25 protein-coding genes are annotated in these 26,021 nt (G+C 44.6%); 15 read left to right on the top strand and 10 right to left on the bottom strand.

The features are described from left to right. Positions 1 to 337: 337 nt before the first annotated feature. Both nagE and glnS read left to right on the top strand, forming a co-directional pair. Positions 338 to 1,897 (top strand): N-acetylglucosamine-specific PTS transporter subunit IIBC, encoded by a 1,560-nt coding sequence (gene nagE / locus BCV39_RS06815; protein ID WP_048612171.1) that lies wholly within the window; start codon positions 338 to 340, stop codon positions 1,895 to 1,897. Between the two features lie 302 nt (positions 1,898 to 2,199). Beyond that, the gene (gene glnS, locus BCV39_RS06810) at positions 2,200 to 3,867 is read left to right on the top strand and encodes a glutamine--tRNA ligase (RefSeq protein WP_102432778.1); all 1,668 of its coding nucleotides are present in this window, start codon (positions 2,200 to 2,202) and stop codon (positions 3,865 to 3,867) included. A 119-nt stretch (positions 3,868 to 3,986) separates the two neighbouring features. Here the strand turns inward: glnS and BCV39_RS06805 are convergent, their stop codons facing one another. Together BCV39_RS06805 and fcrX are read right to left on the bottom strand one after the other, a co-directional pair. Then, on the bottom strand, positions 3,987 to 4,604 hold the full coding sequence (locus tag BCV39_RS06805) for a prepilin-type N-terminal cleavage/methylation domain-containing protein (protein WP_102432779.1): 618 nt from the start codon (positions 4,602 to 4,604) through the stop codon (positions 3,987 to 3,989). Positions 4,605 to 4,658: 54 nt separating this feature from the next. Further along, positions 4,659 to 5,108, bottom strand: a complete 450-nt coding sequence (gene fcrX / locus BCV39_RS06800) for a ferric iron uptake transcriptional regulator FcrX (protein WP_048606469.1) — start codon at positions 5,106 to 5,108, stop codon at positions 4,659 to 4,661. 207 nt (positions 5,109 to 5,315) lie between these two features. Here fcrX and BCV39_RS06795 point away from each other — a divergent pair, with 207 nt between their 5' ends. Beyond that, positions 5,316 to 5,822, top strand: coding sequence for a DUF4442 domain-containing protein (locus BCV39_RS06795; RefSeq protein ID WP_102432780.1), 507 nt, complete (start codon positions 5,316 to 5,318; stop codon positions 5,820 to 5,822). Between the two features lie 96 nt (positions 5,823 to 5,918). On the opposite strand, the gene fldA is transcribed toward BCV39_RS06795, so the two are convergent. The 3 genes from fldA to BCV39_RS06780 form a co-directional block, all read right to left on the bottom strand. Continuing rightward, complete coding sequence (gene fldA, locus BCV39_RS06790) at positions 5,919 to 6,452, bottom strand: flavodoxin FldA (protein WP_010436745.1); 534 nt, start codon at positions 6,450 to 6,452, stop codon at positions 5,919 to 5,921. Positions 6,453 to 6,510: 58 nt separating this feature from the next. After that, on the bottom strand, positions 6,511 to 6,729 hold the full coding sequence (locus BCV39_RS06785; protein ID WP_004737900.1) for a DUF2788 domain-containing protein: 219 nt from the start codon (positions 6,727 to 6,729) through the stop codon (positions 6,511 to 6,513). A gap of 108 nt (positions 6,730 to 6,837) precedes the next feature. Then, the gene (locus BCV39_RS06780; protein ID WP_048660854.1) at positions 6,838 to 7,599 is read right to left on the bottom strand and encodes an alpha/beta fold hydrolase; all 762 of its coding nucleotides are present in this window, start codon (positions 7,597 to 7,599) and stop codon (positions 6,838 to 6,840) included. Positions 7,600 to 7,692: 93 nt separating this feature from the next. On the opposite strand from BCV39_RS06780, the gene seqA reads away from it, so the two are divergent. Both seqA and pgm read left to right on the top strand, forming a co-directional pair. Next, positions 7,693 to 8,232 carry a replication initiation negative regulator SeqA gene (seqA, locus tag BCV39_RS06775; protein ID WP_019820493.1) on the top strand — a complete coding sequence of 180 codons (540 nt, stop codon included), beginning with the start codon at positions 7,693 to 7,695 and terminating at the stop codon, positions 8,230 to 8,232. Between the two features lie 92 nt (positions 8,233 to 8,324). Next, entirely contained in the window at positions 8,325 to 9,971 is a 1,647-nt protein-coding gene (pgm, locus tag BCV39_RS06770; protein ID WP_019820492.1) for a phosphoglucomutase (alpha-D-glucose-1,6-bisphosphate-dependent), read from the top strand. 126 nt (positions 9,972 to 10,097) lie between these two features. On the opposite strand, the gene BCV39_RS06765 is transcribed toward pgm, so the two are convergent. Then, entirely contained in the window at positions 10,098 to 10,856 is a 759-nt protein-coding gene (locus tag BCV39_RS06765; protein WP_102433586.1) for a DUF1853 family protein, read from the bottom strand. Between the two features lie 90 nt (positions 10,857 to 10,946). Between BCV39_RS06765 and BCV39_RS06760 the strand changes: the two genes are divergently transcribed. Next, entirely contained in the window at positions 10,947 to 11,705 is a 759-nt protein-coding gene (locus tag BCV39_RS06760) for a Nif3-like dinuclear metal center hexameric protein (RefSeq protein WP_019820488.1), read from the top strand. Positions 11,706 to 11,808: 103 nt separating this feature from the next. Here BCV39_RS06760 and BCV39_RS06755 read toward each other — a convergent pair whose 3' ends face one another. Then, complete coding sequence (locus tag BCV39_RS06755) at positions 11,809 to 13,098, bottom strand: citrate synthase (RefSeq protein WP_019820487.1); 1,290 nt, start codon at positions 13,096 to 13,098, stop codon at positions 11,809 to 11,811. Positions 13,099 to 13,515: 417 nt separating this feature from the next. Between BCV39_RS06755 and sdhC the strand changes: the two genes are divergently transcribed. From sdhC to sucD, 8 genes are all read left to right on the top strand, one after another. Continuing rightward, entirely contained in the window at positions 13,516 to 13,908 is a 393-nt protein-coding gene (gene sdhC, locus BCV39_RS06750) for a succinate dehydrogenase cytochrome b556 subunit (RefSeq protein WP_019820486.1), read from the top strand. Then, positions 13,902 to 14,249, top strand: a complete 348-nt coding sequence (sdhD, locus tag BCV39_RS06745; protein WP_010436768.1) for a succinate dehydrogenase, hydrophobic membrane anchor protein — start codon at positions 13,902 to 13,904, stop codon at positions 14,247 to 14,249. The genes sdhC and sdhD overlap by 7 nt, the downstream gene beginning before the upstream one ends. Continuing rightward, positions 14,250 to 16,016, top strand: a complete 1,767-nt coding sequence (gene sdhA / locus BCV39_RS06740; protein ID WP_048606450.1) for a succinate dehydrogenase flavoprotein subunit — start codon at positions 14,250 to 14,252, stop codon at positions 16,014 to 16,016. A 12-nt stretch (positions 16,017 to 16,028) separates the two neighbouring features. After that, positions 16,029 to 16,742, top strand: a complete 714-nt coding sequence (locus BCV39_RS06735) for a succinate dehydrogenase iron-sulfur subunit (RefSeq protein WP_010436773.1) — start codon at positions 16,029 to 16,031, stop codon at positions 16,740 to 16,742. Between the two features lie 97 nt (positions 16,743 to 16,839). Further along, positions 16,840 to 19,656 carry a 2-oxoglutarate dehydrogenase E1 component gene (sucA, locus tag BCV39_RS06730; RefSeq protein WP_102433587.1) on the top strand — a complete coding sequence of 939 codons (2,817 nt, stop codon included), beginning with the start codon at positions 16,840 to 16,842 and terminating at the stop codon, positions 19,654 to 19,656. Between the two features lie 21 nt (positions 19,657 to 19,677). After that, positions 19,678 to 20,886: a 2-oxoglutarate dehydrogenase complex dihydrolipoyllysine-residue succinyltransferase gene (odhB, locus tag BCV39_RS06725; protein ID WP_009847318.1), complete on the top strand. Its 1,209-nt coding sequence runs from the start codon at positions 19,678 to 19,680 to the stop codon at positions 20,884 to 20,886. A 206-nt stretch (positions 20,887 to 21,092) separates the two neighbouring features. Then, the gene (gene sucC / locus BCV39_RS06720) at positions 21,093 to 22,259 is read left to right on the top strand and encodes an ADP-forming succinate--CoA ligase subunit beta (protein WP_010436793.1); all 1,167 of its coding nucleotides are present in this window, start codon (positions 21,093 to 21,095) and stop codon (positions 22,257 to 22,259) included. Further along, a complete protein-coding gene (gene sucD, locus BCV39_RS06715) occupies positions 22,259 to 23,131 on the top strand; it encodes a succinate--CoA ligase subunit alpha (RefSeq protein WP_004734209.1) in 873 nt (290 codons plus the stop codon). Before sucC ends, sucD begins: the two co-directional genes overlap by 1 nt. Positions 23,132 to 23,247: 116 nt before the next feature. On the opposite strand, the gene znuB is transcribed toward sucD, so the two are convergent. Together znuB and znuC are read right to left on the bottom strand one after the other, a co-directional pair. Further along, complete coding sequence (znuB, locus tag BCV39_RS06710) at positions 23,248 to 24,033, bottom strand: zinc ABC transporter permease subunit ZnuB (RefSeq protein ID WP_048660851.1); 786 nt, start codon at positions 24,031 to 24,033, stop codon at positions 23,248 to 23,250. Continuing rightward, positions 24,033 to 24,812, bottom strand: a complete 780-nt coding sequence (znuC, locus tag BCV39_RS06705; protein ID WP_048617861.1) for a zinc ABC transporter ATP-binding protein ZnuC — start codon at positions 24,810 to 24,812, stop codon at positions 24,033 to 24,035. The genes znuB and znuC overlap by 1 nt, the downstream gene beginning before the upstream one ends. A gap of 83 nt (positions 24,813 to 24,895) precedes the next feature. Between znuC and znuA the strand changes: the two genes are divergently transcribed. Beyond that, entirely contained in the window at positions 24,896 to 25,780 is an 885-nt protein-coding gene (gene znuA, locus BCV39_RS06700) for a zinc ABC transporter substrate-binding protein ZnuA (RefSeq protein ID WP_102433588.1), read from the top strand. A gap of 95 nt (positions 25,781 to 25,875) precedes the next feature. Here znuA and BCV39_RS23420 read toward each other — a convergent pair whose 3' ends face one another. After that, on the bottom strand, positions 25,876 to 26,001 hold the full coding sequence (locus tag BCV39_RS23420; protein WP_277870819.1) for a hypothetical protein: 126 nt from the start codon (positions 25,999 to 26,001) through the stop codon (positions 25,876 to 25,878). Positions 26,002 to 26,021 lie beyond the last annotated feature (20 nt).

Raw genomic sequence — 26,021 nt, 5'->3', positions numbered from 1 at the left:
TGAAAAATATATGAACAACTGATCGTTATTATACATTTAGGTTCATTGTTAATGATTATTCATACGGCAATAGAAGCCCGCAGATACCATCTTTTTACCTAATGATTAGATTTGGATTTTATCTATAAATGTTCATTTTTTTGAATGATAAAATAAGTTTTATGATCTCGCTAGCAAAAACCTCTGGATTTGGTAAAAACTGGTGATTAGGATCACAAATGGTAAGGTTTTAATTTGCGGAGCAAAATTAATTGAATACACTGAATAGGACTAAATTGAGCGACTAAAATAAGTTTCTCAAACGAATTCTAAAAAATCCTATAGGGGGAAACAACTGGTGAATATTCTAGGATATGCACAGAAGCTTGGTAAGGCGTTAATGCTACCAATCGCAACGCTTCCGATTGCGGCGCTTCTTTTACGTTTAGGTCAAGGCGATCTACTTGATATTCCATTCATGGCGCAAGCTGGTGGTGCTATCTTCGGTAACCTACCATTGCTCTTTGGTCTAGGTATCGCGATTGGTCTTTCTAAAGACGGTAACGGCGCAGCAGGTCTTGCTGGTGCAGTTGCTTACTTCGTACTAACTGCTACAGCAACGACAATTAACGCAGACGTTAACATGTCATTCTTCGGCGGTATCTTCGCAGGTATCATCGCAGGTCACTCTTACAACGCTTTCCACGCGACACGCCTTCCAGAGTGGCTGGCTTTCTTCGCGGGTAAACGTTTAGTACCTATCATGGCCGGTCTATTTGCACTTGTTGCGGGTGCTGTGTCTGGTGTGGTTTGGCCTGGTGTTCAATCTGGTCTAGACGCACTGGCTCACGCAGTATCAACGTCTGGCGCTATCGGCCAATTCGTTTACGGTACTCTTAACCGTGCACTTATCCCTGTAGGTCTACACCACGTATTGAACTCATACTTCTGGTTTGGTATGGGTACATGTCAAGAGATCATCGTTGCTGGTCAAGGCGCATTCGCTAACATCACTCAACTTTGTGTTGACCCAGCACTGGCTAAAACTCTAGTTGTTGGCCAAGAGCACACATTCACATTCGCTAACTCTGTAACTCCAGAAATCACTACTGTAGTTAAAGAAGTGACTGAAACTGTTAAATCTGGTGACCTACACCGTTTCTTCGGCGGCGATAAAGGCGCTGGCGTATTCATGAACGGTTTCTTCCCAGTAATGATGTTCGGTCTACCAGGTGCTGCACTTGCAATGTACCTAGCTGCTCCTGCTGAAAAACGTAGCCAAGTTGGTGGCGCACTATTCTCAGTTGCATTCTGTTCATTCCTAACAGGTATCACAGAGCCGCTAGAATTCATGTTCGTATTCCTAGCTCCTGCTCTATACGCAATGCACGCTGTATTTACAGGTCTGTCTCTAGTAGTTGCTAACATGTTTGGTACTCTGCACGGTTTCGGTTTCTCTGCTGGTCTTATCGACTTCGTATTGAACTGGGGTCTAGCAACTAAACCATTCGTACTACTACTAATCGGTCTTGGTTTCGGTGCTCTATACTTCTTCACTTTCTCTTTCGCAATCCGCGCTTTCAACTTGAAATCGCCAGGTCGTGAAGATGATGACGAAGCTGTTGCAGCTCCTGCTGGCGACGCACCAAAGGGCGACCTTGCACGTCAATACCTGAAAGCTCTAGGTGGTCACGACAACCTAACTTCAATCGACGCTTGTATCACTCGTCTACGCCTAACTCTTAAAGACCGCTCTGTCGCTGATGAAGTTGTTCTTAAGAAACTAGGTGCTAAAGGTGTGGTAAAACTAGGTGAAAATAACCTACAGGTTATCCTAGGCCCACTAGCTGAAATCGTAGCTGGCGAAATGAAAGCTATCGGTGCAGGTGAAGACCTATCTGATGTAAAACTTCCATAGTAAAGGAAGTACTTAATTAAGACGTAAAGTTACTCTTAAGTAAGTATCAAATTGAAAGCCTCCCACATGGGAGGCTTTTTTGTGCCTGCTGTTTAAGGCTACTGAACACGGTTCGTTCTATTCTTCATCGAATAGCAGAAATATTCGCAATTAACGGACGGTTCTTATTGTGCAAAGGCAAAGAATTGTGGATGATTAGCAACAATGATCTTTCAATCTTTGACCGGTGCTAAAAGCGACCGTTTTCTTGGGGACGAAAGATAACTTTCTCTGACAATACTAAATACATAGAGGTGCTATAGATGAGTGAAGCTGAGGCTCGTCCATCGAATTTCATTCGCCAAATTATTGATAAAGATTTAGCGGATGGTACACACAGTAGCGTGCATACTCGTTTCCCGCCGGAGCCAAATGGCTACCTGCACATTGGTCACGCTAAATCTATTTGCTTGAACTTTGGTATTGCTCAGGACTACCAGGGACAATGTAATCTTCGTTTCGATGATACAAACCCTGAAAAAGAAGACGTTGAATACGTTGAGTCAATTAAGAATGATGTAAGCTGGTTAGGCTTCGAATGGTCTGGTGATATTTGTTACTCATCAAACTACTTCGATATGCTTTACGCTTATGCTGTGGAATTAATTAATAAAGGCTTAGCGTATGTTGACGAGCTAAGTCCTGATCAAATCCGTGAGTACCGTGGCACGCTAAAAGAGCCAGGTAAAGCGAGCCCATACCGGGACCGCAGCCCTGAAGAGAACCTAGCGTTGTTTGAAAAAATGCGTGACGGTGGCTTTGAAGAAGGTAAAGCGTGTTTGCGTGCTAAGATCGACATGAGCTCTTCGTTCATGGTTATGCGCGATCCTGTTATCTACCGTGTTCGTTTTGCTCACCACCATCAAACAGCTGACAAGTGGTGCATTTACCCAATGTACGACTTTACTCACTGTATCTCTGATGCGCTGGAAGGTATTACGCACTCTATCTGTACGCTTGAATTCCAAGATAACCGTCGTTTGTACGATTGGGTTCTAGATAACATCACGATTGATTGCCAACCTCGTCAGTACGAGTTTAGTCGCCTGAATCTTGAATACACAGTGATGTCTAAGCGTAAGCTGAACCAACTTGTGGTTGAAAACCTAGTTCAAGGTTGGGATGACCCACGTATGCCTACTATTTCTGGCCTGCGTCGTCGTGGTTTTACTTCAAGCTCTATTCGTGAATTCTGTAAGCGTATTGGCGTGACAAAGCAAGAGAACATGATTGAGTTCGGTTCACTTGAGTCTTGCATTCGTGATGATCTGAACGAAAATGCACCTCGTGCAATGGCCGTTCTGGAGCCAGTTAAGATCGTTATCGAAAACTACGAAGCAGATGCAGTAGAAACGTTAACTGTTGCAAACCATCCAAACAAGCCAGAAATGGGCACTCGCGAAGTACCATTTACCCGTGAAGTTTGGATTGAGCGTGATGACTTCCGTGAAGAAGCAAACAAGAAGTACAAGCGTTTGGTTCTAGGCAAAGAAGTTCGTCTACGTGGCGCTTACGTGATCAAAGCTGAACGTATCGAAAAAGATGCAGAAGGCAACATTACGACTATCTTCTGTTCTTACGATAATGAAACACTGGGTAAGAACCCTGCAGATGGCCGCAAAGTGAAAGGCGTTATCCACTGGGTGTCGGCTGATAAAGCGCTACCTGCTGAGATTCGTTTGTACGATCGTTTATTCACAGTGCCAAACCCAGCCGCTGCTGATGACTTCGCTGCAACGTTAAACCCTGAATCACTTGTTACGCTAAACGGTTTTGTTGAACCTAGCCTAGCAGAAGGTGTTGCAGAGCAAGCGTACCAGTTTGAACGTACAGGCTACTTCTGTGTGGATTCGAAAGACTCTAAAGCAGATGCACTAGTCTTCAACCGTACGGTTGGTCTACGTGATACTTGGGGTAAAACTGAAGCTTAATGCTTGAGCATTTAGTTTGTTAAAAACGACCCAATAAAAAACCGGCTTAGAGCCGGTTTTTTTGTGTCTGCGGATATGTGCCTAGAGAGGACGTTGCTAATTTACTCTACTCGCTCAAGTTATATATCATCTGGTCGAGAGTTCGTGATTTCACCAGTGCGGGAGTTATACCAAAATACGTATTCAGCTCTGTCTGGATTTCTATGATGACCTTCAGCTGTGAAGATGTAATAGCAGAGCGCTTGAGCAGTAACAGAATCGCCCTCTTTAGTTAAAAAGGTTAGATTTTGGCGGCGCGATACAAAATCGAATCCATCAAAATTGTCTCGATCGGTTGTAACCGTAAGATCGCTGTTCATAATCGCGTCCCAGATAGCGACACAACCTTGATGGCCTTGACCTATATTGTAGGGCGCGCCCATTGGCGAATTTTTATCAACACCTAAAGGGTAACCCTCATCGTTGATATCTAGCTGTGGGTTACCGTTAGCATCCTCGCCGAAGCCTGGAAGGTCGTTCATTTCTGAATTACCGCCTCCATTCACTAGCCATTTACTATGCGCGAACGTTATCGCAGTTTGAAATTGAGATTGAGAAGCATCAAACAGAGCGATACGGCCATCAGTTTGAATGTTAAGAAAACGGGGAAGGGCAACAACAGCAAGTACGGCGATAATCACCACAACAACCAACATCTCAATTAAAGTAAAAGCCTTAACTAGCGGGATTCTTTTCATGGATACTTTATGGAGCCCTATATAAAAAACGCCGGCCTAAGCCAGCGTTCTGTATTACTTCTTCGCTTTATGGGCGTCTGGATTGCCTTTGCAATCTCCGCTAATGCTTTTGCCGTACAAGTACAAACTGTGGTTTGTCAGTTGCACGTTGTAACGCTGAGCAATCTCTTTCTGTCTTTCTTCGATGATGTCATCAGAGAATTCGATCACTTCGCCACAATCTAAACATACAAGGTGGTCGTGGTGGTGCTGTGTAGAAAGTTCAAATACAGACTTGCCGCCTTCGAAGTGGTGACGAGTTACAATGCCAGCGTCATCGAATTGGTTAAGTACTCGATAAACGGTTGCAAGACCGATTTCTTCACCTAGGTCGATCAGCTTCTTATATAAATCTTCAGCACTAATATGTTGGCAGTCTGGCTGTTGTAATACTTCTAAAATTTTGAGCCGTGGAAGGGTCACTTTAAGACCTGCATCTTTTAGCGCTTGATTATTGTCTGACATATACTTTCCTGTTGATGATCTGCAGCAATTAACAGAATTCAATATTAATACCATTATAGTTTAGTCAGGCATAACAATAAACCACGAACTTCAAAGGGTTACTTACTGACATCACAATCTGTTTTGTAAATTGGAAGTATCTCACTTATAGTGGAGGTACGACCAGTCAAGGTGACGGTGTTTCTGATATGAACATGGAATGTTGTTATGAATAAGCAACTCGCAAAAATATATAAACCCAACATTGTAAAATTTGCTCTTAATATTTGGCCTCCCTTTTGGGGAGCGGGTATTCGAATAGACCACATTAGCGCTGACTTTAGGGTTGTTAAGACGGTACTTAAGCTACGCTGGTGGAATAAGAACGCCAATCGTACTCAATATGGCGGCAGTATCTTTTCTCTTACCGATCCCGTTTACTCATTGATGTTAATGGGAATTTTAGGTGAGCGATATTATGTTTGGGATAAAGAAGCGAGCATTAACTTCATCAAGCCGGGGCAATCGGACTTGTATGCAGATTTTGAGATAAGCCAAGGGCAGCTTGACGATATCTATCGTCAGACACAGCTCGGTGAAAAGTGTTTTCCTGAATTTATTATTCACGTGAAAGATAAGCAGGGTAATGTGGTCTCAGAAATTCAACGCACCCTCTATGTAAGAAAGAAGCCGCAATTTAGAGATGATGATGAAGCATTAGAAGCTGAGTGCTAATTAATAGATTTTAAATAGCAAAAAACCTCCCATAAGGAGGTTTTTTCATATCTACATAATGGTTATTAATTGTAACAATTAACAACCACTAGAGAATTAGTCTTCTAGCTCTGCTAGGCACATCTCTTCGTGGATTTGTTTAACCCAGTTAGATACGCGCTCATCAGTTAGCTCAGGTTGACGGTCTTCATCGATACATAGACCAACGAATTGGCTGTCATCGCCTTCAACTAAACCTTTCGATGCTTCGAATTCGTAGCCTTCAGTTGATGTGTGACCTAGGATAGTACCGCCTTTCGCTTCAACGATGTCACGGATAGTACCCATAGCATCACAGAAGTATTCTGCGTAATCTTCTTGGTCGCCACAACCAAAGATAGCAACAAGCTTAGTTGAGAAATCAATAGCTTCTAGCTCTGGGAAAAAGTCATCCCAATCACATTGTGCTTCGCCGTAGTACCACGTAGGGATACCAAGCAGCAGTAGATCGAAGTTATCGATATCTTCTTTGCTGCTTTTTGCAATGTCTTGAACGTGAACGAGCTGTTTGCTCAATTGCTTTTGAATCATCTTAGCAACAGCTTCAGTGTTACCTGTATCGCTACCAAAGAAGAGACCTACACTTGCCATAGAATCATTACCTTTCATTTTGTCTGTTGTCGGTGTGATAAAGTTCGGAAGAGAATCGTTAGATCCCAGTTCCTTCCCAGCTTAGTTGGATTATCCCTTTGGCGATAAAACCCGCACAGCCAAGGAAAAGTACTAACCATACGATGCGACGACCAAATGGAGGAACATTTCCCTGCTTGAGAACGTCCTTAATTGCCATACCGATTAAAAAGAAAATCGCGGCAAACAGGAGATCTAAACCAACAGATTCAATGATGTTCATGTAGTCGTAAAGCATGGGAACCTTATATACCAATTTTGCTTGGGCGCACTATATCACTGTTGCGAGATAAAGTTAATCTGCAGTGATTACTCAGCTCTCATTTATCGGCATGAAAAAGCGCGCTTAAGCGATGAATTTTCGTATTGCTCTGAGTACTTCAGCTGGCTTTTCTGCGTGTAGCCAATGACCCGTATTGGCAATGACGTGCGCCTTTGCGTTAGAAAATTGCTGCTGAACTGCAGTTTGGTGCTCAGCCGTGAGGTAGTCAGAATCCCCACCTTTTATTAGCAAGGTTTTGACCGAGGTTTTGTCGATCGGTTCCCAACCAATGATGTGAGCGTAGTTTGCAAGTAGTGACGCGACGTTAAAGCGCCACTCCATAATGCCTTGTTCTGACTTGAATAGTGATTTCGTTAAGAACTGGCGAACCCCGTCGATTTCAATATGTTTTGCGAGTACTTTAAGTGCTTCAGAGCGAGATTCTGGTTTTTCTTCTATCACGGCTTGAAGGCCTGCGAATACGTTATCATGGCGACTTTGGGTGTAAGCGACCGGTGCCATGTCCAGTACGATCAGTTTACGTAGCTCTAGGTGTTGGGTGAGTGCCATGGCAACCTTGCCACCCATCGAGTGACCAATCACAGTGACGTCGTCTAACTCGAGATCTTTCAACAGTTGAGAGACATCTTGCGCCATCGCTTGGTAGTCATGAGTGTCACTATGGAAAGATTGGCCGTGGTTACGTAGATCGATACTAAGCACTTGATGATCGGCTTTTAGATCCCTAGCGAGCAAGCCAAGGTTGTCCAGATTACCGAATAATCCATGGATCAAAACAATGGTGTGACCCTCACCTTCAATTTTATAGTTGAGCTGTACTGACATTTTTATCTTATTCATGGTGGGTTTGACGTAGAGTATCCGCGCGGATCTCGCTATAATCCCCCAGAGTTTAAACATTGAGATTGTGAAAAGCGAATGAAAACAATTGAGGTTGATGAGGACCTATACCGTTTTATTGCGGGTCAGACAGAACGTATTGGCGAAAGCGCTTCAGATATTCTGCGCCGCTTGTTACAGGTTGATAGCCAAGGCATGGCTCCGATCGAAGAGATCGTTGAGCCAAAAGGTATCGTTGTTAGCAAAGAGGTAGGCTTTACTCCAGAGAAGTTCGATGGCGTTAAAGAAATGCGCTCACTACTAATATCAGATGAGTTTGCATCACTAAAGAAAGCCATTGATCGTTTCATGCTTGTGTTATCAACACTGCATAAAATCGACCCTTTAAGCTTTTCAGAAGCAACTCAAGTAAAAGGCCGTAAGCGCGTTTACTTTGCAGATAACGAAGCGACGTTGCTAGCAAACGGCAACACGACTAAGCCTAAAGCTATTCCACAAAGTCCTTTTTGGGTTATTACTAATAACAATACAAGCCGAAAAAGACAGATGGTTGAGCAGCTTATGAGCCGCATGAGTTTCCAAGCAGAATTGATAGAAAAAGTAACAGGTTCAATTTAACGAAATCTGATTTAAACCTCATAATATCCATGGATAAGAAGATATTATGAGGTTTTTTTGTTTTTAAATTTTATATATAAGGATGTCGAAAAATGGCTATGCACCCTCGTGCTGGGCAGAAAGCTCAGCAGGAAGATCTTCATAATATCCCGGCTTTAGTTGCTAACTATTTCTTACAGCAACCGGATGCTACGAACCCAGATCATAAAGTACTTTTCGGTACTTCAGGTCACCGCGGTACAGCAGACAAATCAACATTTAACGAAAATCACATTCTAGCAATTGCACAAGCGGTTGCTGAAGTTCGTGCCGAGCAAGGTACAACTGGCCCTCTTTTCTTAGGTAAAGATACTCACGCTCTATCTGAGCCTGCGTTCTCTACGGTTATCGAAGTGCTTGTAGCGAACGGTGTTGAAGTTATTATTCAAGAAAACAACGGCTTTACTCCAACACCGGGTATCTCGCACGCGATTCTTACGCACAACCTAGTGAATGACAAAAAAGCCGACGGCATTGTTATCACGCCTTCACATAACCCACCTCAAGACGGCGGTATTAAATACAACCCGACACACGGTGGCCCAGCTGAAGCTGAATTGACTCAAGCGATTGAAGACCGTGCGAACGTGATCATTGCTGAGCAAATGCAAGGTGTTAAGCGTACGCCTATCGCACAGGCTAAACAGTCTGAGCTAGTAAAAGAAGTCGACCTAGTGGCGCCATACGTCGCTGATTTGGTTAACGTCGTTGATATGGAAGCGATCCAGAAAGCAAACATCAAGATTGGTGTTGATCCACTGGGTGGCAGCGGTATTGATTACTGGCGTCAAATTGGTAAAGCGTACAATCTAGATCTTACTCTGGTAAGTGAAGCGGTTGACCCTTCATTCCAATTTATGTCTCTAGATAAAGATGGCGTGGTTCGTATGGACTGTTCTTCTCCATACGCAATGGCAGGCTTACTGGCTCTTAAAGACGAGTACGCTCTAGCGTTTGGTAACGACCCTGATTACGATCGCCACGGCATCGTGACACCTAAAGGCTTGATGAATCCAAACCACTTCTTAGCAGTTTGTATTGATTACCTATACCGTAACCGTGAAGGTTGGGGCAAAGATGTTGCTGTTGGTAAAACACTAGTATCAAGCGCTTTGATTGACCGTGTTGTTGCTGACCTAGGTCGCGAACTTTGTGAAGTGCCAGTTGGTTTCAAATGGTTTGTTGATGGCTTATATAACGGTCAGTTTGGTTTTGGTGGTGAAGAGAGTGCAGGTGCTTCTTTCCTACGTAAAGACGGTACGCCTTGGTCAACAGATAAAGATGGCCTGATTCTTTGCCTACTTGCGGCTGAGATCACAGCTGTGACAGGTAAGAACCCACAAGAATACTACGAAGAACTTGCCGCTAAACACGGTGAATCTAAGTACAACCGTATTCAAGCGGTAGCAAATGGCGCACAAAAAGACGTGCTTAAAAAGCTATCTCCAGAGATGGTTTCTGCTGAAACCCTTGCTGGCGATGCGATTACTGCTCGCTTAACGCATGCTCCAGGTAATGGCGCTGCGATTGGTGGCCTGAAAGTGACCACTGAGAACGGTTGGTTTGCTGCTCGTCCATCAGGCACTGAAGACATCTACAAGATTTACTGTGAAAGCTTTAAGGGTGAAGAGCACCTGAAAGCAATCGAAGCAGAAGCTCAAGAGATTGTGAACCAAGTATTTGCAGCGGCTGGTCTGTAATCGAAATTTGATTACTGGATATAAAAGCTAAATAGATAGAAGGGTTGATGTGAAAACATCAGCCCTTTTTATTTGTGCTGGTTGCGTGTAATAAGCGGGAAAAGGTAAGTGAGTTAGCTTAGACGACTAACCGTGTGGCCAACTTTGTGGCATCACAAACCAGAATTGCCCGGACTTGGTTTGCCCATGGACGAAGCGATCACCAAACTCGGTGATAGGCTTACTGCTGAAATCATCCGTCCCTGCCGCCCATTGTTCTTTGGTGAGAGGGTAGAGCGCTTCAGTGATTAGATGAGCTTGGTTTTGATAGCACCAAAAGCCGTTTACTTGGCTCGGGTTAATGTCGTAGCCCAAACATTCAGTAGGTACGTTTTGTTCTAAGAATGGGTTGGTGTATAGACGACCTTGCATGAGGAGATGTTTTGAGTCGACATCGATCTCTGGATACTGCTCAATAAAAGCGGATGAAGATGACATACCAAGCTGGTGGCTGAGCATCCTTTCGAGCTTCTTATCCAATTGATCGTGAGAGTTGGGGCCAAACCAAGTTTGTTCGTGGAGCAGATAAAACTTAATCGCCACTTCCCAGTGTTCTAACTTTTGGTCGTTCGCTTTTTCGAGAATAAAGTCGATTGCGCCGAGTGTTCTACCCTCAACATTAATCTGGATCTCATCGTGCTTGATTGAATAATTATCCGAAGCAGTGATGACTTGTTCACATAAGTGTTGGTAGAGAAAGCCTAATCTAGGATTACCATCATAAGTATGTGCGTCGTCGAGCTCTTGGTGGTTTGAGAATGCTGTGAGATCAGAAATCGGTGGCTTGATTTCTAGTAATGGTGGTGAGTCGATGACCCATTGGTAAAAACGTTGCAGTGCTGTCATCTCTTCCTCATAAACTCATCGTGGGGCTTTCGACATTCTACCCGTAAATTGATATAACGACGTTATTATAAAGGTAAGCTGGAAATAAAAATGAATAACTTACAATTAGAAAAGCTACTTAACGAAAAACTGCAGCCACAACAGATTAAAGATTACTGCCCGAATGGTCTTCAAGTCGAGGGTGCATCTGAAGTGAAGCGCATCGTTACTGGTGTAACAGCCTCTCAAGCTCTGATTGATAAAGCGGTAGAATTGAATGCCGATGCTTTGTTGGTTCATCACGGTTTCTTTTGGAAAGGTGAGTCAGAAGCGATTCGTGGCATGAAGGGCAAGCGCATTCGTACTCTGATTAAGAATGACATTAATCTTCTAGGTTATCACTTACCTCTCGATATCCACCCTGAACTTGGTAACAACGCCAAGCTCGCTGAGCTGCTTGATATTGAGGTAGAAGGTGGCTTGGAAGGGCACCCACAATCGGTTGCAATGTTTGGTAAATTAAAAAAACCAATGACAGGTGCTGAGTTTTCAGAAAAAATTGATCATGTTCTAAATCGTAAACCACTGCATATTGCTCCTGAAAACGCCGATAAAATGATTGAAACGGTAGGTTGGTGTACTGGTGGTGGTCAAGATTACATTGAGCTGGCGGCTTCTCAAGGTATTGATGCATTTATCTCTGGTGAAATTTCAGAGCGCACAACTTACTCGGCTCGTGAGCAAGACATCCATTACTTTGCCGCAGGTCACCATGCAACAGAACGCTACGGTGTTAAAGCATTGGGCGAGTGGTTAGCAAAAGAGCATGGATTGGATGTTGAGTTTATCGATATCGATAATCCGGTTTAAGAACAGATGCGAGATGAGGGATACGAGTCGATTGTATCCCGTAGAAAAGAAAAGGGGTTGATGTTCTTACATCAACCCCTTTTAACATTATGCTTTATAGCGACTATTCACGTTCGTAAAGTGCTTTAAAGTCACGTTGTTCTTCACCAGTATATAGCTGACGAGGGCGACCGATACGGTTCGTCGGATCGCTGTGCATCTCGTTCCAGTGTGCAATCCAACCGATAGTACGAGACATCGCGAAGATTACTGTGAACATAGACACTGGAATGCCGATTGCTTTCAGAATGATACCTGAATAGAAATCTACGTTCGGGTATAGCTTCTTAGAAACAAAGTACTCATCAGATAGAGCGATACGCTCAAGTTCCATTGCTACGTCTAGTAGTGGATCTTGGATGTTTAGCTCTTTAAGTACTTCGTGACACGCTTCGCGCATTACTGTTGCACGTGGATCGTAGTTCTTGTAAACACGGTGACCGAAGCCCATCAAACGGAATGGGTCATCTTTGTCTTTTGCTTTCGCAACGTATTCTTCAATGTTATCTACGCTACCGATCTCTTCAAGCATACGCAGACAAGCTTCGTTTGCACCGCCGTGAGCTGGGCCCCAAAGTGATGCGATACCTGCAGCGATACATGCAAACGGGTTAGCACCAGATGAACCAGCAAGACGTACTGTAGACGTAGAAGCATTCTGTTCGTGATCAGCGTGTAGAGTAAAGATTTTATCCATTGCACGAGCGACGATAGGGTTCACTTCATACTCTTCACATGGGTTTGCAAACATCATGTGTAAGAAGTTTTCTGCGTAGCCAAGATCGTTACGTGGGTAGATAAACGGCTGACCGATTGAATATTTGTAACACATTGCTGCCAGTGTCGGCATTTTTGAAATCAGGCGGTATGCCGCAATTTCACGGTGTGTATCGTTGTTTACATCAAGTGAGTCGTGGTAGAACGCCGCTAGAGCACCTACAACACCACACATTACAGCCATAGGGTGAGCGTCACGGCGGAAGCCGTGGAAGAAACTAGCAATTTGCTCATGCACCATAGTGTGACGTGTCACGGTAGTCTTGAACTTTTCGTACTCAGCTCGAGATGGGGCTTCACCGTAAAGAAGTATGTAACATACTTCTAAGTAATCAGCGTTATTGGCAAGTTGGTCAATTGGGTAACCACGATGTAAAAGAATACCTTTTCCACCGTCAATAAAAGTGATTTGAGACTCACAGGATGCAGTGGCAAGAAAACCAGGGTCAAAAGTGAAAAAACCATTAGAACCTAGTGTACGAACATCGATCACTGGAGTACCAAGTACACCTTCTGTAATCGGCAGCTCGATTGGCGCTTGACCTTCAATGTGAAGGGTAGCTTTCTTATCCGCCATAACAATCTCCTTTGTTTATTATTTAATCCGTCCAGGATGTTTATGTGCCATTTTTTTACTGGTCTTACGTGGGAAAGTCAATTTTTCTGCAGCTTTGTGTGCACTTGTTAGTGTTTTTTACATTAAATTCGTTAAAAATCTGGTCTGTGTAGCATTATTTGTTACATCAATTGTATTAGAATGTTGCCAGCCGTATAGTGGCGCTGAAAAGTTTGGTTAAAACCTTATAAATGCAAGGCTAAGAAGAAATGTGAGGTGTCTTTCTTAATCGAGCAGTTAACAATTATTTTACAATTATCTAAGGCTCAACTTCAGTTATTTGTTAAGTTAATGTTAAATTTTGAAGGTTAGCAATCAAATTTTGTCCATAACAATATCATAAGGTTATTTAATGACCATAATGCTCAATGGAGCTGAGTGAGCAAGCCCGTGAAAGAAAGAAAGACAAGACCTGTTAATTTAGATTTACAGACCATCCACTTTCCAATCACAGCAATAGCTTCCATCCTACACCGTGTGTCTGGGGTGATAACTTTTGTCGCGATTGGAATTTTGCTTTGGTTACTATCCATTTCCCTCTCATCCCCAGTAGGCTTTATGGAAGCTAGCGACATTGTCGATGGTTTCTTCGTGAAGTTTATTCTGTGGGGCATTTTAACCGCTTTGGCTTACCACATTGCTGGTGGTATTCGTCACCTTCTTATGGACCTAGGTCACTTTGAAGAGCTGGAATCTGGCGCTAAGAGCGCTAAGGTTGCATTCGCAGCAACAGCGGTATTGTCTCTACTAGCGGGGATCTTAGTATGGTAAACAACGTTTCTACTTTTGGTCGTAATGGTGTTCATGATTATCTACTGATTCGTGCAACTGCCATCATTATGACTCTTTACACTATCTACCTAGTAAGCTTCTGTGCTTTCTCTGGTGATATCTCTTACGCATCTTGGACGCAATTCTTTGGTGGAACATTCACTAAAGTCTTCACCATGTTAGCGCTTACTTCTGTTTTGGTTCACGCGTGGATCGGCCTATGGCAAGTACTAACTGACTACATCAAATGCGCAAAACTGCGTGTTGGTCTTCAAGTTGGTGTTGTTGCAGTTCTTCTTGGATATTTCTTCTCTGGTCTGTTTATTTTGTGGGGTGCGTAAGTGACTATTCCTGTTCGTGAGTTTGATGCCGTAGTTATCGGCGCTGGTGGTGCAGGTATGCGTGCCGCACTGCAAATTTCTGAGCAAGGCCTATCTTGTGCATTGCTTTCTAAAGTTTTCCCTACTCGTTCTCATACGGTTTCTGCGCAAGGCGGCATCACTGTTGCTCTTGGTAACGCGCACGAAGACCATTGGGAACAACACATGTATGACACAGTAAAAGGTTCTGATTACATCGGTGACCAAGACGCTATCGAGTACATGTGTAAAAACGGTCCTGAGTCGGTAATCGAACTTGAAAAAATGGGCCTACCTTTCTCACGTTTTGAGAACGGTACTATTTACCAACGTCCTTTCGGTGGTCAATCTAAAAACTTTGGTGGTGAGCAAGCGGCTCGTACCGCAGCTGCAGCCGACCGTACTGGTCACGCACTGCTTCATACGCTTTACCAACAAAACATTAAACACAAAACGACGGTTTTCTCTGAGTGGTATGCACTGGATCTTGTGAAGAACGAAGATGGTGCAATCTTAGGTACAACCGCGCTTTGTATGGAAACTGGCGAAGTTTGCTACTTCAAAGCGAAGGCAACAATCCTTGCTACTGGTGGTGCTGGTCGTATCTACGCTTCGACAACTAACGCACACATCAACACTGGTGACGGTGTTGGTATGGCGATTCGTGCTGGCGTTCCAATGCAAGACATCGAAATGTGGCAGTTCCACCCAACGGGTATTGCTGGCGCTGGTGTATTGGTAACGGAAGGTTGTCGTGGTGAAGGTGGTTACCTTCTCAATAAAGACGGCGAACGTTTCATGGAACGTTACGCACCAAACGCTAAAGACTTAGCGGGTCGTGATGTTGTTGCTCGTTCAATGATGGTTGAAATCCGTGAAGGTCGCGGCTGCGATGGCCCTTGGGGTCCACACATCAAGCTGAAACTTGATCACCTAGGTAAAGAGACGCTTGAATCTCGTCTTCCTGGTGTATGTGAACTTTCTCGTACCTTTGCTCACGTTGATCCAGTGAAAGAGCCAATCCCAGTAATCCCAACATGTCACTACATGATGGGTGGTGTTCCAACACAAGTTTCTGGTCAAGCTATTAAGCAAACTGAAGACGGAAGCGATGTTGAAATCCAAGGCCTATTTGCTTGTGGTGAAATTGCATCAGTTTCTGTACACGGTGCTAACCGTCTAGGTGGTAACTCACTGCTTGATTTAGTGGTATTTGGTCGTGCGACAGGTCTACACCTAGGTGAGACACTGAAGAAGCAAGACGAAGCTAAGCCTGCAACTGAAGCTGACATTGAACGTTCACTAGAGCGTTACAACCGTTGGGAAAACAGCACAGACGGTGAAGATCCAGCGCAAATTCGTAAAGATCTTCAGCAATGTATGCAGAACAACTTCTCGGTATTCCGTGAAGGTAAAGCAATGGCTGAAGGCCTAGAAGAGCTTAAAGCGATTCGCGAACGTCTGAAGAATGCACACCTATCTGACAAGTCGACAGAGTTCAACACTCAACGTATCGAGTGTCTAGAGCTTGAAAACTTGATGGAAACGGCATTCGCAACGGCTGTTGCTGCAAACTTCCGTACAGAGAGCCGTGGCGCACACGCTCGATTCGATTTCCCTGACCGTGATGATGAGCAATGGCTATGCCACTCACTTTACAACCCAGAGTCAGAGAGCATGACTAAGCGTGGTGTAAACATGGAACCTATCCATCGTGAAGCGTTCCCACCAAAAGCACGTACGTACTAAGGAGATATGACCATGAAACTGAATTTCTCTTTATATCGTTACAATCCAGATGTCGACCAGAAGCCTTATATGAAGGAATACACTCTAGAAGTGGATGAAGGTTCAGACATGATGCTTTTGGATGCGCTTATTCTGTTGAAAGAGCAAGATCCAACAATCTCATTCCGTCGCTCATGCCGTGAAGGCGTATGTGGCTCTGATGGTTTGAACATGAACGGTAAAAATGGCCTAGCGTGTATCACGCCATTGTCTGCGCTTTCTGGCCAAGACAAGATTGTGATTCGCCCACTGCCTGGCTTACCCGTTGTTCGTGACCTAATTGTAGACATGACTCAGTTCTACGATAACTACGAAAAAGTGAAGCCATTCTTAGTGTCTGATGGCAATGTGCCACCGGCTCGCGAAAACTTACAAAGCCCTGATGAGCGTGCTCATTTAGATGGATTGTACGAATGTATCATGTGTGCATGTTGTACAACGTCATGCCCATCGTTCTGGTGGAACCCTGACAAATTCATCGGACCAGCAGGCCTGCTTGCAGCGTACCGTTGGCTAATTGATAGCCGAGATACAGCGACAGACGAACGTTTGTCCGATCTTGATGATGCATTTAGCGTTTTTCGTTGCCATGGCATCATGAATTGTGTAAGTGTTTGTCCTAAGGGATTAAATCCGACGAAAGCGATTGGTCACATCAAGACCATGCTAGTGAATCGTTCGGTTTAAGTTATATAAAAATTGCCGCCCTAGAAGTTTTGGGGCGGCCTTTTAATAGCTCGGCATAGACCGCAGCAAACGTGAAAACTACTGGTTAAGGGAAAATATGCACAACGGCGTGATGAAGGCATGGCTCGAGTCTTCACACTTGGCTGGCGCCAATGCAACGTACGTAGAAGAACTCTATGAACTGTATCTAAGTGACCCAGATTCGGTAAGTGACGAATGGAGAAGTGTTTTTGAAGAACTGCCTGTGCAAGCTTCAGAGACAGTGGAACAACCACACTCTCGTGTTCGTGAATACTTCCGTCGACTCGCTCAAGAAACAAAGCATTACAGTGTCCAAGTTAGTGATCCAGATGTCGATGCGAAACAAGTAAAGGTTCTGCAACTTATTAATGCCTATCGATTCCGAGGGCATCAAGCAGCAAATCTAGACCCCCTAGGTTTATGGAAAAGAGCGACAGTTGATGAACTGGACCCTTCTTTCCACACTCTTACCGAAGATGACCTCAATGAGACGTTTAACGTCGGCTCTTACGCCATTGGCCAAGAGACGATGGTGCTTAAAGATCTCTACAAATCTCTAAAGCAAACTTATTGTGGCTCTATTGGTGCAGAATACATGCACATGACAAATACAGAGCAAAAGCGTTGGATCCAACAACGTTTAGAGTCTGTATCTGGTCAACCCTCTTTCAACAAAGAAGAAAAACAAGCTTTCCTAGAAGAGCTAACTGCTGCTGAAGGTCTTGAGCGCTATCTTGGTGCGAAATTCCCAGGCGCAAAACGCTTCTCGTTGGAAGGTGGTGATGCGCTTATCCCAATGACGAAAGAAATTATTCGTCATGCTGGCGGACAAGGCATGCGCGAAGTTGTTGTTGGTATGGCTCACCGTGGTCGTCTAAACATGTTGGTCAACGTGCTTGGTAAAAAGCCACAAGACCTGTTTGACGAGTTTGCGGGCAAGCACGATGACACGTGGGGTACTGGTGACGTGAAATACCACCAAGGTTTCTCTGCGGACTTCGCAACGCCAGGCGGCAACGTTCACTTAGCACTTGCATTTAACCCATCTCACTTAGAAATCGTAAACCCGGTAGTTATCGGTTCAGTACGCGCGCGTCAAGATCGCCTTGGTGATAATGACGGTAGCCGTGTACTTCCAATTACTATCCACGGTGACTCAGCTATCGCTGGTCAGGGTGTAGTACAAGAGACGTTTAACATGTCTCAAGCGCGTGGTTTCTGTGTGGGTGGTACGGTTCGTATCGTTGTAAATAACCAAGTTGGTTTTACAACGTCTAACCCACGCGATACTCGTTCTACGATGTACTGTACTGATATCGCGAAGATGGTTCAGGCTCCGATTTTCCACGTTAACTCTGATGACCCAGAAGCGGTCGCTTTCGTCGCTCGTTTGGCATTGGATTACCGTAATACGTTTAAGCGTGATGTTGTTATTGATTTGGTTTGTTACCGTCGCCACGGTCACAACGAAGCCGATGAGCCGAATGCAACACAGCCTTTGATGTACCAAAAAATTAAGAAGCATCCAACACCACGTAAGCTTTATGCTGATGTGCTAATGGAGCGCGGTGAGTTTGGTATTGATACGGCAACTCAACTCGTTAACGAATATCGTGATGCACTTGATCACGGTGAAGTTGTGGTTAAAGAGTGGCGCCCTATGGCACTTCACTCAGTAGACTGGTCTCCTTACTTAGGTCACGACTGGAACATCGAATGGGATAACAAGATTGATATCGAGCGCCTAAAAGAGCTTGGTACTAAACTTTGCCAATACCCAGACAGCCACAAGCTGCAAAGCCGAGTCAATAAACTGTACAACGATCGTACTGCCATGGTGAATGGTGAGAAACAAGTCGATTGGGGTATGGCTGAAACTCTGGCTTACGCAACACTTGTTGACGACGGTAAGCGTATTCGTATCTCTGGCCAAGATTCAGGTCGTGGTACGTTCTTCCACCGTCACTCAGTACTGCACAATCAATCAGATGCAAGCACGTATGTTCCTCTTGCGAACATTCATGATAAACAAGGGCCATTCCAAGTGTTTGACTCTGTGTTATCTGAAGAAGCGGTACTCGCATTTGAGTATGGTTATGCAACAGCAGAACCAAGCGGTCTAACCCTTTGGGAAGCACAATTTGGTGACTTCGCAAACGGTGCACAAGTTGTTATCGACCAATTCATTTCATCAGGTGAGCAAAAGTGGGCACGTTTATGTGGTCTAACTATGCTGCTTCCTCACGGTTATGAAGGTCAAGGCCCAGAGCACTCTTCTGCACGTCTTGAGCGTTACCTTCAGTTATGTGCTGAACAAAACATGCAGGTTGTTGTTCCTTCAACACCGGCGCAGGTTTACCACATGATTCGCCGTCAGGTTGTTCGACCAATGCGTCGTCCACTGATTGTAATGTCACCTAAGTCATTGCTTCGTCACCCTCTGTGTACTTCTTCTCTTGAAGATTTGGCAGAAGGCACGTTCCAACCAGCTATCGCAGAAATTGATGATCTGGTGCCTGAGAACGTAAAACGCGTCGTGTTCTGTTCAGGTAAGGTTTACTTTGACCTGCTTGACCAACGACGTAAGAACGAGCAAGACGATGTCGCTATTGTGCGTATCGAGCAACTTTACCCGTTCCCTTACGAGGACGTGAGAGCTGCCATCGCACAGTACACAAATGTAGTCGATTACGTTTGGTGTCAAGAAGAGCCACAAAACCAAGGTGCTTGGTACAGTAGCCAACATAATTTCCGAGCTGCTATCCCAGTGGGTGCTGATATTCAATACGCAGGTCGCCCTGCATCAGCATCACCAGCTGTTGGCTATATGTCGGTACACTTGAAACAACAAAAAGCGTTAGTTGACGACGCTTTGACCCTACTTAAGAACTAGAAGTAAAAGGAAAATACGCACATGACAATTGAAATTCTGGTTCCAGATTTACCTGAATCTGTGGCTGATGCAACAGTTGCTACTTGGCACAAAAAACCGGGCGAAGCGGTTGCACGTGATGAAGTCATTGTAGATATCGAAACAGATAAAGTAGTTCTAGAAGTACCAGCTCCTGAAGCGGGTGTTCTGGAAGCTATCATCGAAGAAGAAGGTGCTACGGTACTTTCTAAACAGCTTCTGGCTAAAATCAAGCCGGGTGCTGTCGCTGGTGAACCAACGAAAGATACAACGGAAGATACAGAAGCTTCTCCTGATAAGCGCCACAAAGCGGCTCTTACAGAAGAGAGCAACGACGCACTAAGCCCAGCTGTTCGTCGCTTGCTTGCAGAGCACAACCTACAACCAGCTGACGTTAAAGGCACTGGTGTTGGTGGTCGTATTACTCGTGAAGACATCGACGCACATCTAGCAGCAGCGAAAGCGGCTCCGGCAGCAGCATCTGCACCAGCAGTTGAAGCGCCAGCAGCAGCTCGTAGCCAAAAACGCGTACCTATGACTCGCCTACGTAAGACAGTTGCAAACCGTCTTCTAGAAGCGAAGAACAGTACAGCAATGCTGACTACTTTCAACGAAGTGAACATGAAGCCAATCATGGACCTTCGTAAGCAGTACAAAGACCAATTCGAGAAGCGTCACGACACGCGTCTGGGCTTCATGTCTTTCTATGTGAAAGCAGTAACAGAAGCGCTAAAACGTTTCCCAGAAGTGAACGCTTCTATCGACGGTACAGATATCGTTTACCACAACTACTTCGACATCAGCATGGCAGTATCAACGCCACGTGGTCTAGTAACTCCAGTACTGAAAGACTGTGACACACTAGGTTTCGCTGACATCGAAAAAGGCATCAAAGAGCTAGCAATCAAAGGCCGTGACGGCAAGCTAACTGTTGATGAGCTGATGGGCGGTAACTTCACTATCACAAACGGTGGTGTATTTGGTTCTCTAATGTCTACGCCAATCATCAACCCGCCTCAAGCGGCAATTTTGGGTATGCACAAAATCCAAGACCGTCCAATGGCTGTTGATGGCAAGGTAGAGATTCTACCAATGATGTACCTAGCGCTTTCTTACGACCACCGTCTAATCGATGGCCGTGAATCAGTTGGTTTCCTAGTGACCATCAAAGAGCTTCTAGAAGATCCTGCACGTCTGCTGCTAGACGTTTAGTATCGCTAAAACGTCTAGTTAACCCCGTTAGCTAGACGTAAAAAGTTTCAAAGGCTAGGCTGCTCAACGTCTGGCCTTCAATTGAACTGTAAAGCCATTAGAAAATGGACAGCAGTTGATTTGAGAAGACCCTACAGACGTAACACAGGAAACTGTGTCGTTATGGAAATAATAATCCCTTAAGGGAAAATAAACGGAATATCAAAATGAATTTGCATGAATACCAAGCCAAACAGCTGTTTGCAGAATTCGGTTTGCCTGTACCAGAAGGTTTCGCATGTGATACTGCACAAGAAGCTTTCGAAGCTGCAGGTCGTATCAGTACAGCCAAGAAAGTCGTTAAGTGTCAAGTACACGCTGGTGGTCGCGGTAAAGCGGGCGGCGTAGAGCTGCATGACACAAAAGAAGGCGTTAAAGAGTTTGCACAAAAGTGGCTAGGCAAAAACCTAGTAACGTACCAAACAGACGCTAATGGTCAGCCTGTAACAAAGATCCTAGTTGAAGAAGCATCGAACATTGCTAACGAGCTTTACCTAGGTGCTGTTGTTGACCGTGCAACGCGCAAAATTGTATTCATGGCGTCAACTGAAGGCGGTGTGGACATTGAGAAAATCGCTGAAGAAACTCCAGAGTTGATTCACCAATCAGCGATCGATCCTCTAGTGGGCCCTCAAGCTTACCAAGGCCGTGAACTTGCGTTCAAACTTGGTCTAGTTGGCGATCAAATCAAACAGTTCGTTAAGATCTTCATGGGTCTTGGCCAAATGTTCTCTCAGTACGACCTAGCTCTACTAGAAATCAACCCGCTTGTAATTACTGGCGAAGGCAACCTGCTTTGTCTTGACGGCAAGATCAACATTGACTCAAACGCAATGTACCGTCAGCCAAAACTTCGTGAAATGCACGATCCATCTCAAGAAGATGAGCGCGAAGCACACGCAGCACAGTGGGAACTGAACTACGTAGCACTAGATGGCAACGTTGGCTGTATGGTTAACGGTGCAGGCCTTGCAATGGGTACGATGGATATCGTAAACCTACACGGCGGCAAGCCAGCAAACTTCCTTGATGTAGGCGGCGGCGCGACGAAAGAGCGTGTAGCTGAAGCATTCAAGATCATCCTTTCTGATGACAATGTTAAAGCAGTACTAGTTAACATCTTCGGTGGCATCGTTCGTTGTGACATGATCGCTGAAGGTATTATCGGTGCGGTTAAAGAAGTCGGCGTAACAGTTCCTGTAGTTGTTCGTCTAGAAGGTACAAACGCAGACCTAGGTCGCGAAGTACTTGCTAATTCTGATGTTGATATCATTGCAGCTGAATCTCTAACAGATGCTGCTCAGAAAGTTGTTGCTGCTGCGGAGGCTAAATAATGTCTGTATTAATTAACAAAGACACTAAAGTAATCTGTCAGGGTTTCACTGGCGGTCAAGGTACATTCCACTCAGACCAAGCTATCGCATACGGCACGCAAATGGTTGGTGGTGTTTCACCTGGTAAAGGTGGTCAAACTCACCTAGGCCTTCCAGTATTCAACACAGTACGCGAAGCAGTAGAAGTAACTGGCGCAACAGCAACAGTTATCTATGTACCAGCTCCTTTCTGTAAAGATGCAATCCTAGAAGCAATTGATGCAGGTATCGAACTGATCGTAACGATCACTGAAGGTATCCCTACAACAGATATGATCGACGTTAAAGTGAAGCTAGAAGAAACTGGCGTTCGCATGATCGGTCCTAACTGCCCAGGTCTTATCACTCCAGACGAGTGTAAGATTGGTATCATGCCTGGTCACATCCACAAGAAGGGTAAAGTAGGTATCGTATCTCGTTCAGGTACTCTTACGTACGAAGCAGTTAAGCAAACAACAGATGAAGGCTTTGGTCAGTCTACATGTGTTGGTATCGGTGGTGACCCTATCCCAGGTTCAAACTTCATTGATATCCTAAAACTTTTCCAAGAAGACCCAGAGACTGAAGCAATCGTAATGATTGGTGAGATCGGTGGTACTGCGGAAGAAGAAGCGGCTGAGTTCATCAAAGCAAACGTAACTAAGCCAGTTGTATCTTACATCGCTGGTGTTACTGCTCCTCCGGGTAAACGTATGGGCCACGCTGGCGCAATCATCTCTGGCGGTAAAGGTACTGCTGAAGATAAATTCGCAGCACTAGAAGCAGCAGGCGTTAAGACTGTTAAGTCTCTTGCTGACATCGGTAAAGGCCTACGTGAAATCACGGGTTGGTAATCAGCTGGCTTTTATCGATTGAGATAGAAGTTAACTGAACGATATTAAAAAGGCTTGGTCACTGACCAAGCCTTTTTTGTCTGTTTTCAATCTTACGAGATACGAAAATCGTACGCTTAAGCGCGACTTCTAATCATTTGAGATAACATAAACATTGCTGCAGCACTAATAACAACAGACGGGCCTGCAGGCGTATCATAGAACCAAGACAAGCTTAGTCCTCCGAACACTGCGATAGAGCCAATAATCGATGCGATGAAGGCCATTTGCTCGGGTGTATTCGCGAATTTCCTTGCTGTAGCCGCAGGGATGATCAGCAGCGATGTCATGATTAACGCACCAACAAACTTCATACCGACAGCAATCACGATACCAACAAGCAACATCAAAATCAGACGCATTAAATCAATGTTGATGCCATCAACCGCCGCTAGGTCTTCGTTAACCGTTGTGGATAGTAGTGGGCGCCAAAAGATAGCAAGTACCAATCCAATCACGGCTGCACCCGCATAGATAAACACTAAATCAGTCGGCGATACCGCAAGCAAGTCGCCAAATAAGTAACTCATTAGGTCAACTCGAACGTTGTCTAAGAAGCTTACCGCTACAAGGCCTAAAGAGAGCGCACTGTGCGCCAAAATACCGAGTAGGGTATCGGTCGCGACCAGTTTTTGTTTTTGCAATGTTACGAGCAACACAGCCAGCATCAAACAACAGATCAGCAGCGCGAAGTACAAGTTAATGTTGAACAGGAAGCCAAGTGCTAATCCCATCAAAGAAGCGTGAGCAAGCGTGTCACCAAAGTAAGCCATCTTGCGCCAAACCACGAATGAACCTAGTGGGCCTGCAATCAGTGCAATACCCAAACCCGCTAAAATAGAGGGAAGAAGAAACTCAAGCATTAGTGGTGTCCGTGTTTATGGTTTGAACATTCATGTGCACCGCCCGTTACTGGTTGGCCTGCAAGATCATGATGGTGATGTTCGTGTTGGTGGTGATAAAACGCTAGCGTCTCTTGGGTCGCGGTGCCAAAGAGCGCAATATACGAAGGATGGTGTTTGATGTCTGCAGGTGCACCTGAACAGCAAATGTGGTGGTGCAAACAGATAACATCGTCTGTTTTTGCCATCACTAAATGCAGGTCGTGCGAAACCATAAATACGGCACAACCAAAGCGGTGACGAATGGTGTCAATCAAGTCATACAGGTCAATTTGCCCTTGAACGTCGACTCCTTGAGCCGGTTCATCAAGAACCAGTAGGTCTGGTCTTCTTAGTAATGAACGAGCAATGAGCACACGTTGGTTTTCACCGCCTGATAACTGGTGCATGTTGCTCTTTTGCAGATGTTCAGCACCAACGAGCTTCAATGCTTCAAGGATTTCTTGCTGACTGAACTTGCCAGTGAGCTTTAGAAAACGCTCTACGTTGAGCGGTAGTGAGTCATTGAGCTTTAATTTTTGTGGTACATAGCCAATTTTCAGTTTTTTGGCTTTTGTTATTGTGCCTGAAAATTTGGTCTGTAAACCCAGTACCACTTTTACTAATGTCGACTTTCCTGCACCGTTTGGCCCAATCAGGGTGGTGATTCTGCCGCGCTCTAAATTTAGAGAGATGTTGTCTAGAACTTTTCGACCGTCAAATTCGACGCTCACAGAATCTAGTTGGATTAAGTTATCCATGAATAGAACTCATTTGCAATTCACTAATGTTATAATGTAACATTTACCTCAAGCCTAAGCTACTTTTCTATTATCGAGGGATTATGTCACGTTCATCTTTTATACTTGCTACTTTGCTTTTAGCGCCAAGTGTCGCAAGTGCCAATACTATTCTAACAAGCTTTAAACCAATTCAAATGATTGTGACGGAATTAACGCAGGGCGTTAGTGAACCGGATGTGTTGATGAACAGCAATGCTTCGCCGCACGATTATGCGCTTAAGCCATCTGATGTCAAAAAAGTTCACAGTGCCGATATGGTTATCTGGTTTGGCCCTGACCTAGAAGCCTTTTTGACTAAGGTGATTGGTTCAAAAGAAAACGTTATCAAGATCAGCGAGATTCCAGGAATTAACTTGCGAGAGTTCGGACACGATGACCACGATGCTCATGAAGGACATAATCATGGTAGCCATGACCCGCATTTTTGGTTAGGTATCGATCAAGTTGAAGTGGCCGCAAAATACATCTCAGCAAAGTTGATTGAATCTGACCCTGATAACGCAATGGCGTATCAAGAGAACCTAGATTCATTCCTGATTGCTTTAAAAGAAAAGCAGCAGTCTATTCATGAACAACTTGCGCCAGTGAAAGATAAAGGTTACTACGTATTTCACGATGCGTATGGCTACTTTGAGCAAGAGTTTGAACTAAATAACTTAGGCCACTTTACGGTGAGCCCAGAGCGTAAACCGGGCGCAAAAAGCCTGATTGCTATCAAGAAAACCTTGGTGCGTGACAATGTTCAATGTGTATTCGCAGAGCCTCAATTTACTCCGGCTGTGATCGAATCGGTGACTCGTGGAAGTAACGCTAAACAAGGCCAGCTTGATCCGATCGGTTCAACGGTTGAAGTGAAGAGTGGAAGTTATTTCGATTTTCTTCAGCAACTTACAGATAGCTACACAAGCTGCTTAAGTGGGAAGTAATTCATAACGAGTATTCTTTACTCTACTTTGCTCTCGTTAATTTATGAATGATGCCGCTTTTTGCGGCATTTTCGTGACCGTTAAGATAAAACCTCCTAACAAATAGCAAACCTCCTTTCTCCTTTTCTAATTTCCGCTAAAATAGAAAGATAATAATAATCACAAAAAAACTCAGTTTTTGGTTCAGCAACGATAAGACGTTGTGGTGTCCAAAATTTCATGCGTTGTTGCTGTTCAGGAT

The organism is Vibrio sp. 10N.286.55.E10, from assembly GCF_002872555.1.
Taxonomy (GTDB): domain Bacteria; phylum Pseudomonadota; class Gammaproteobacteria; order Enterobacterales; family Vibrionaceae; genus Vibrio; species Vibrio crassostreae.
The sequence above is the reverse complement of the archived record's forward strand: the minus strand, read 5'-3'. Positions and strand labels throughout refer to the sequence as shown.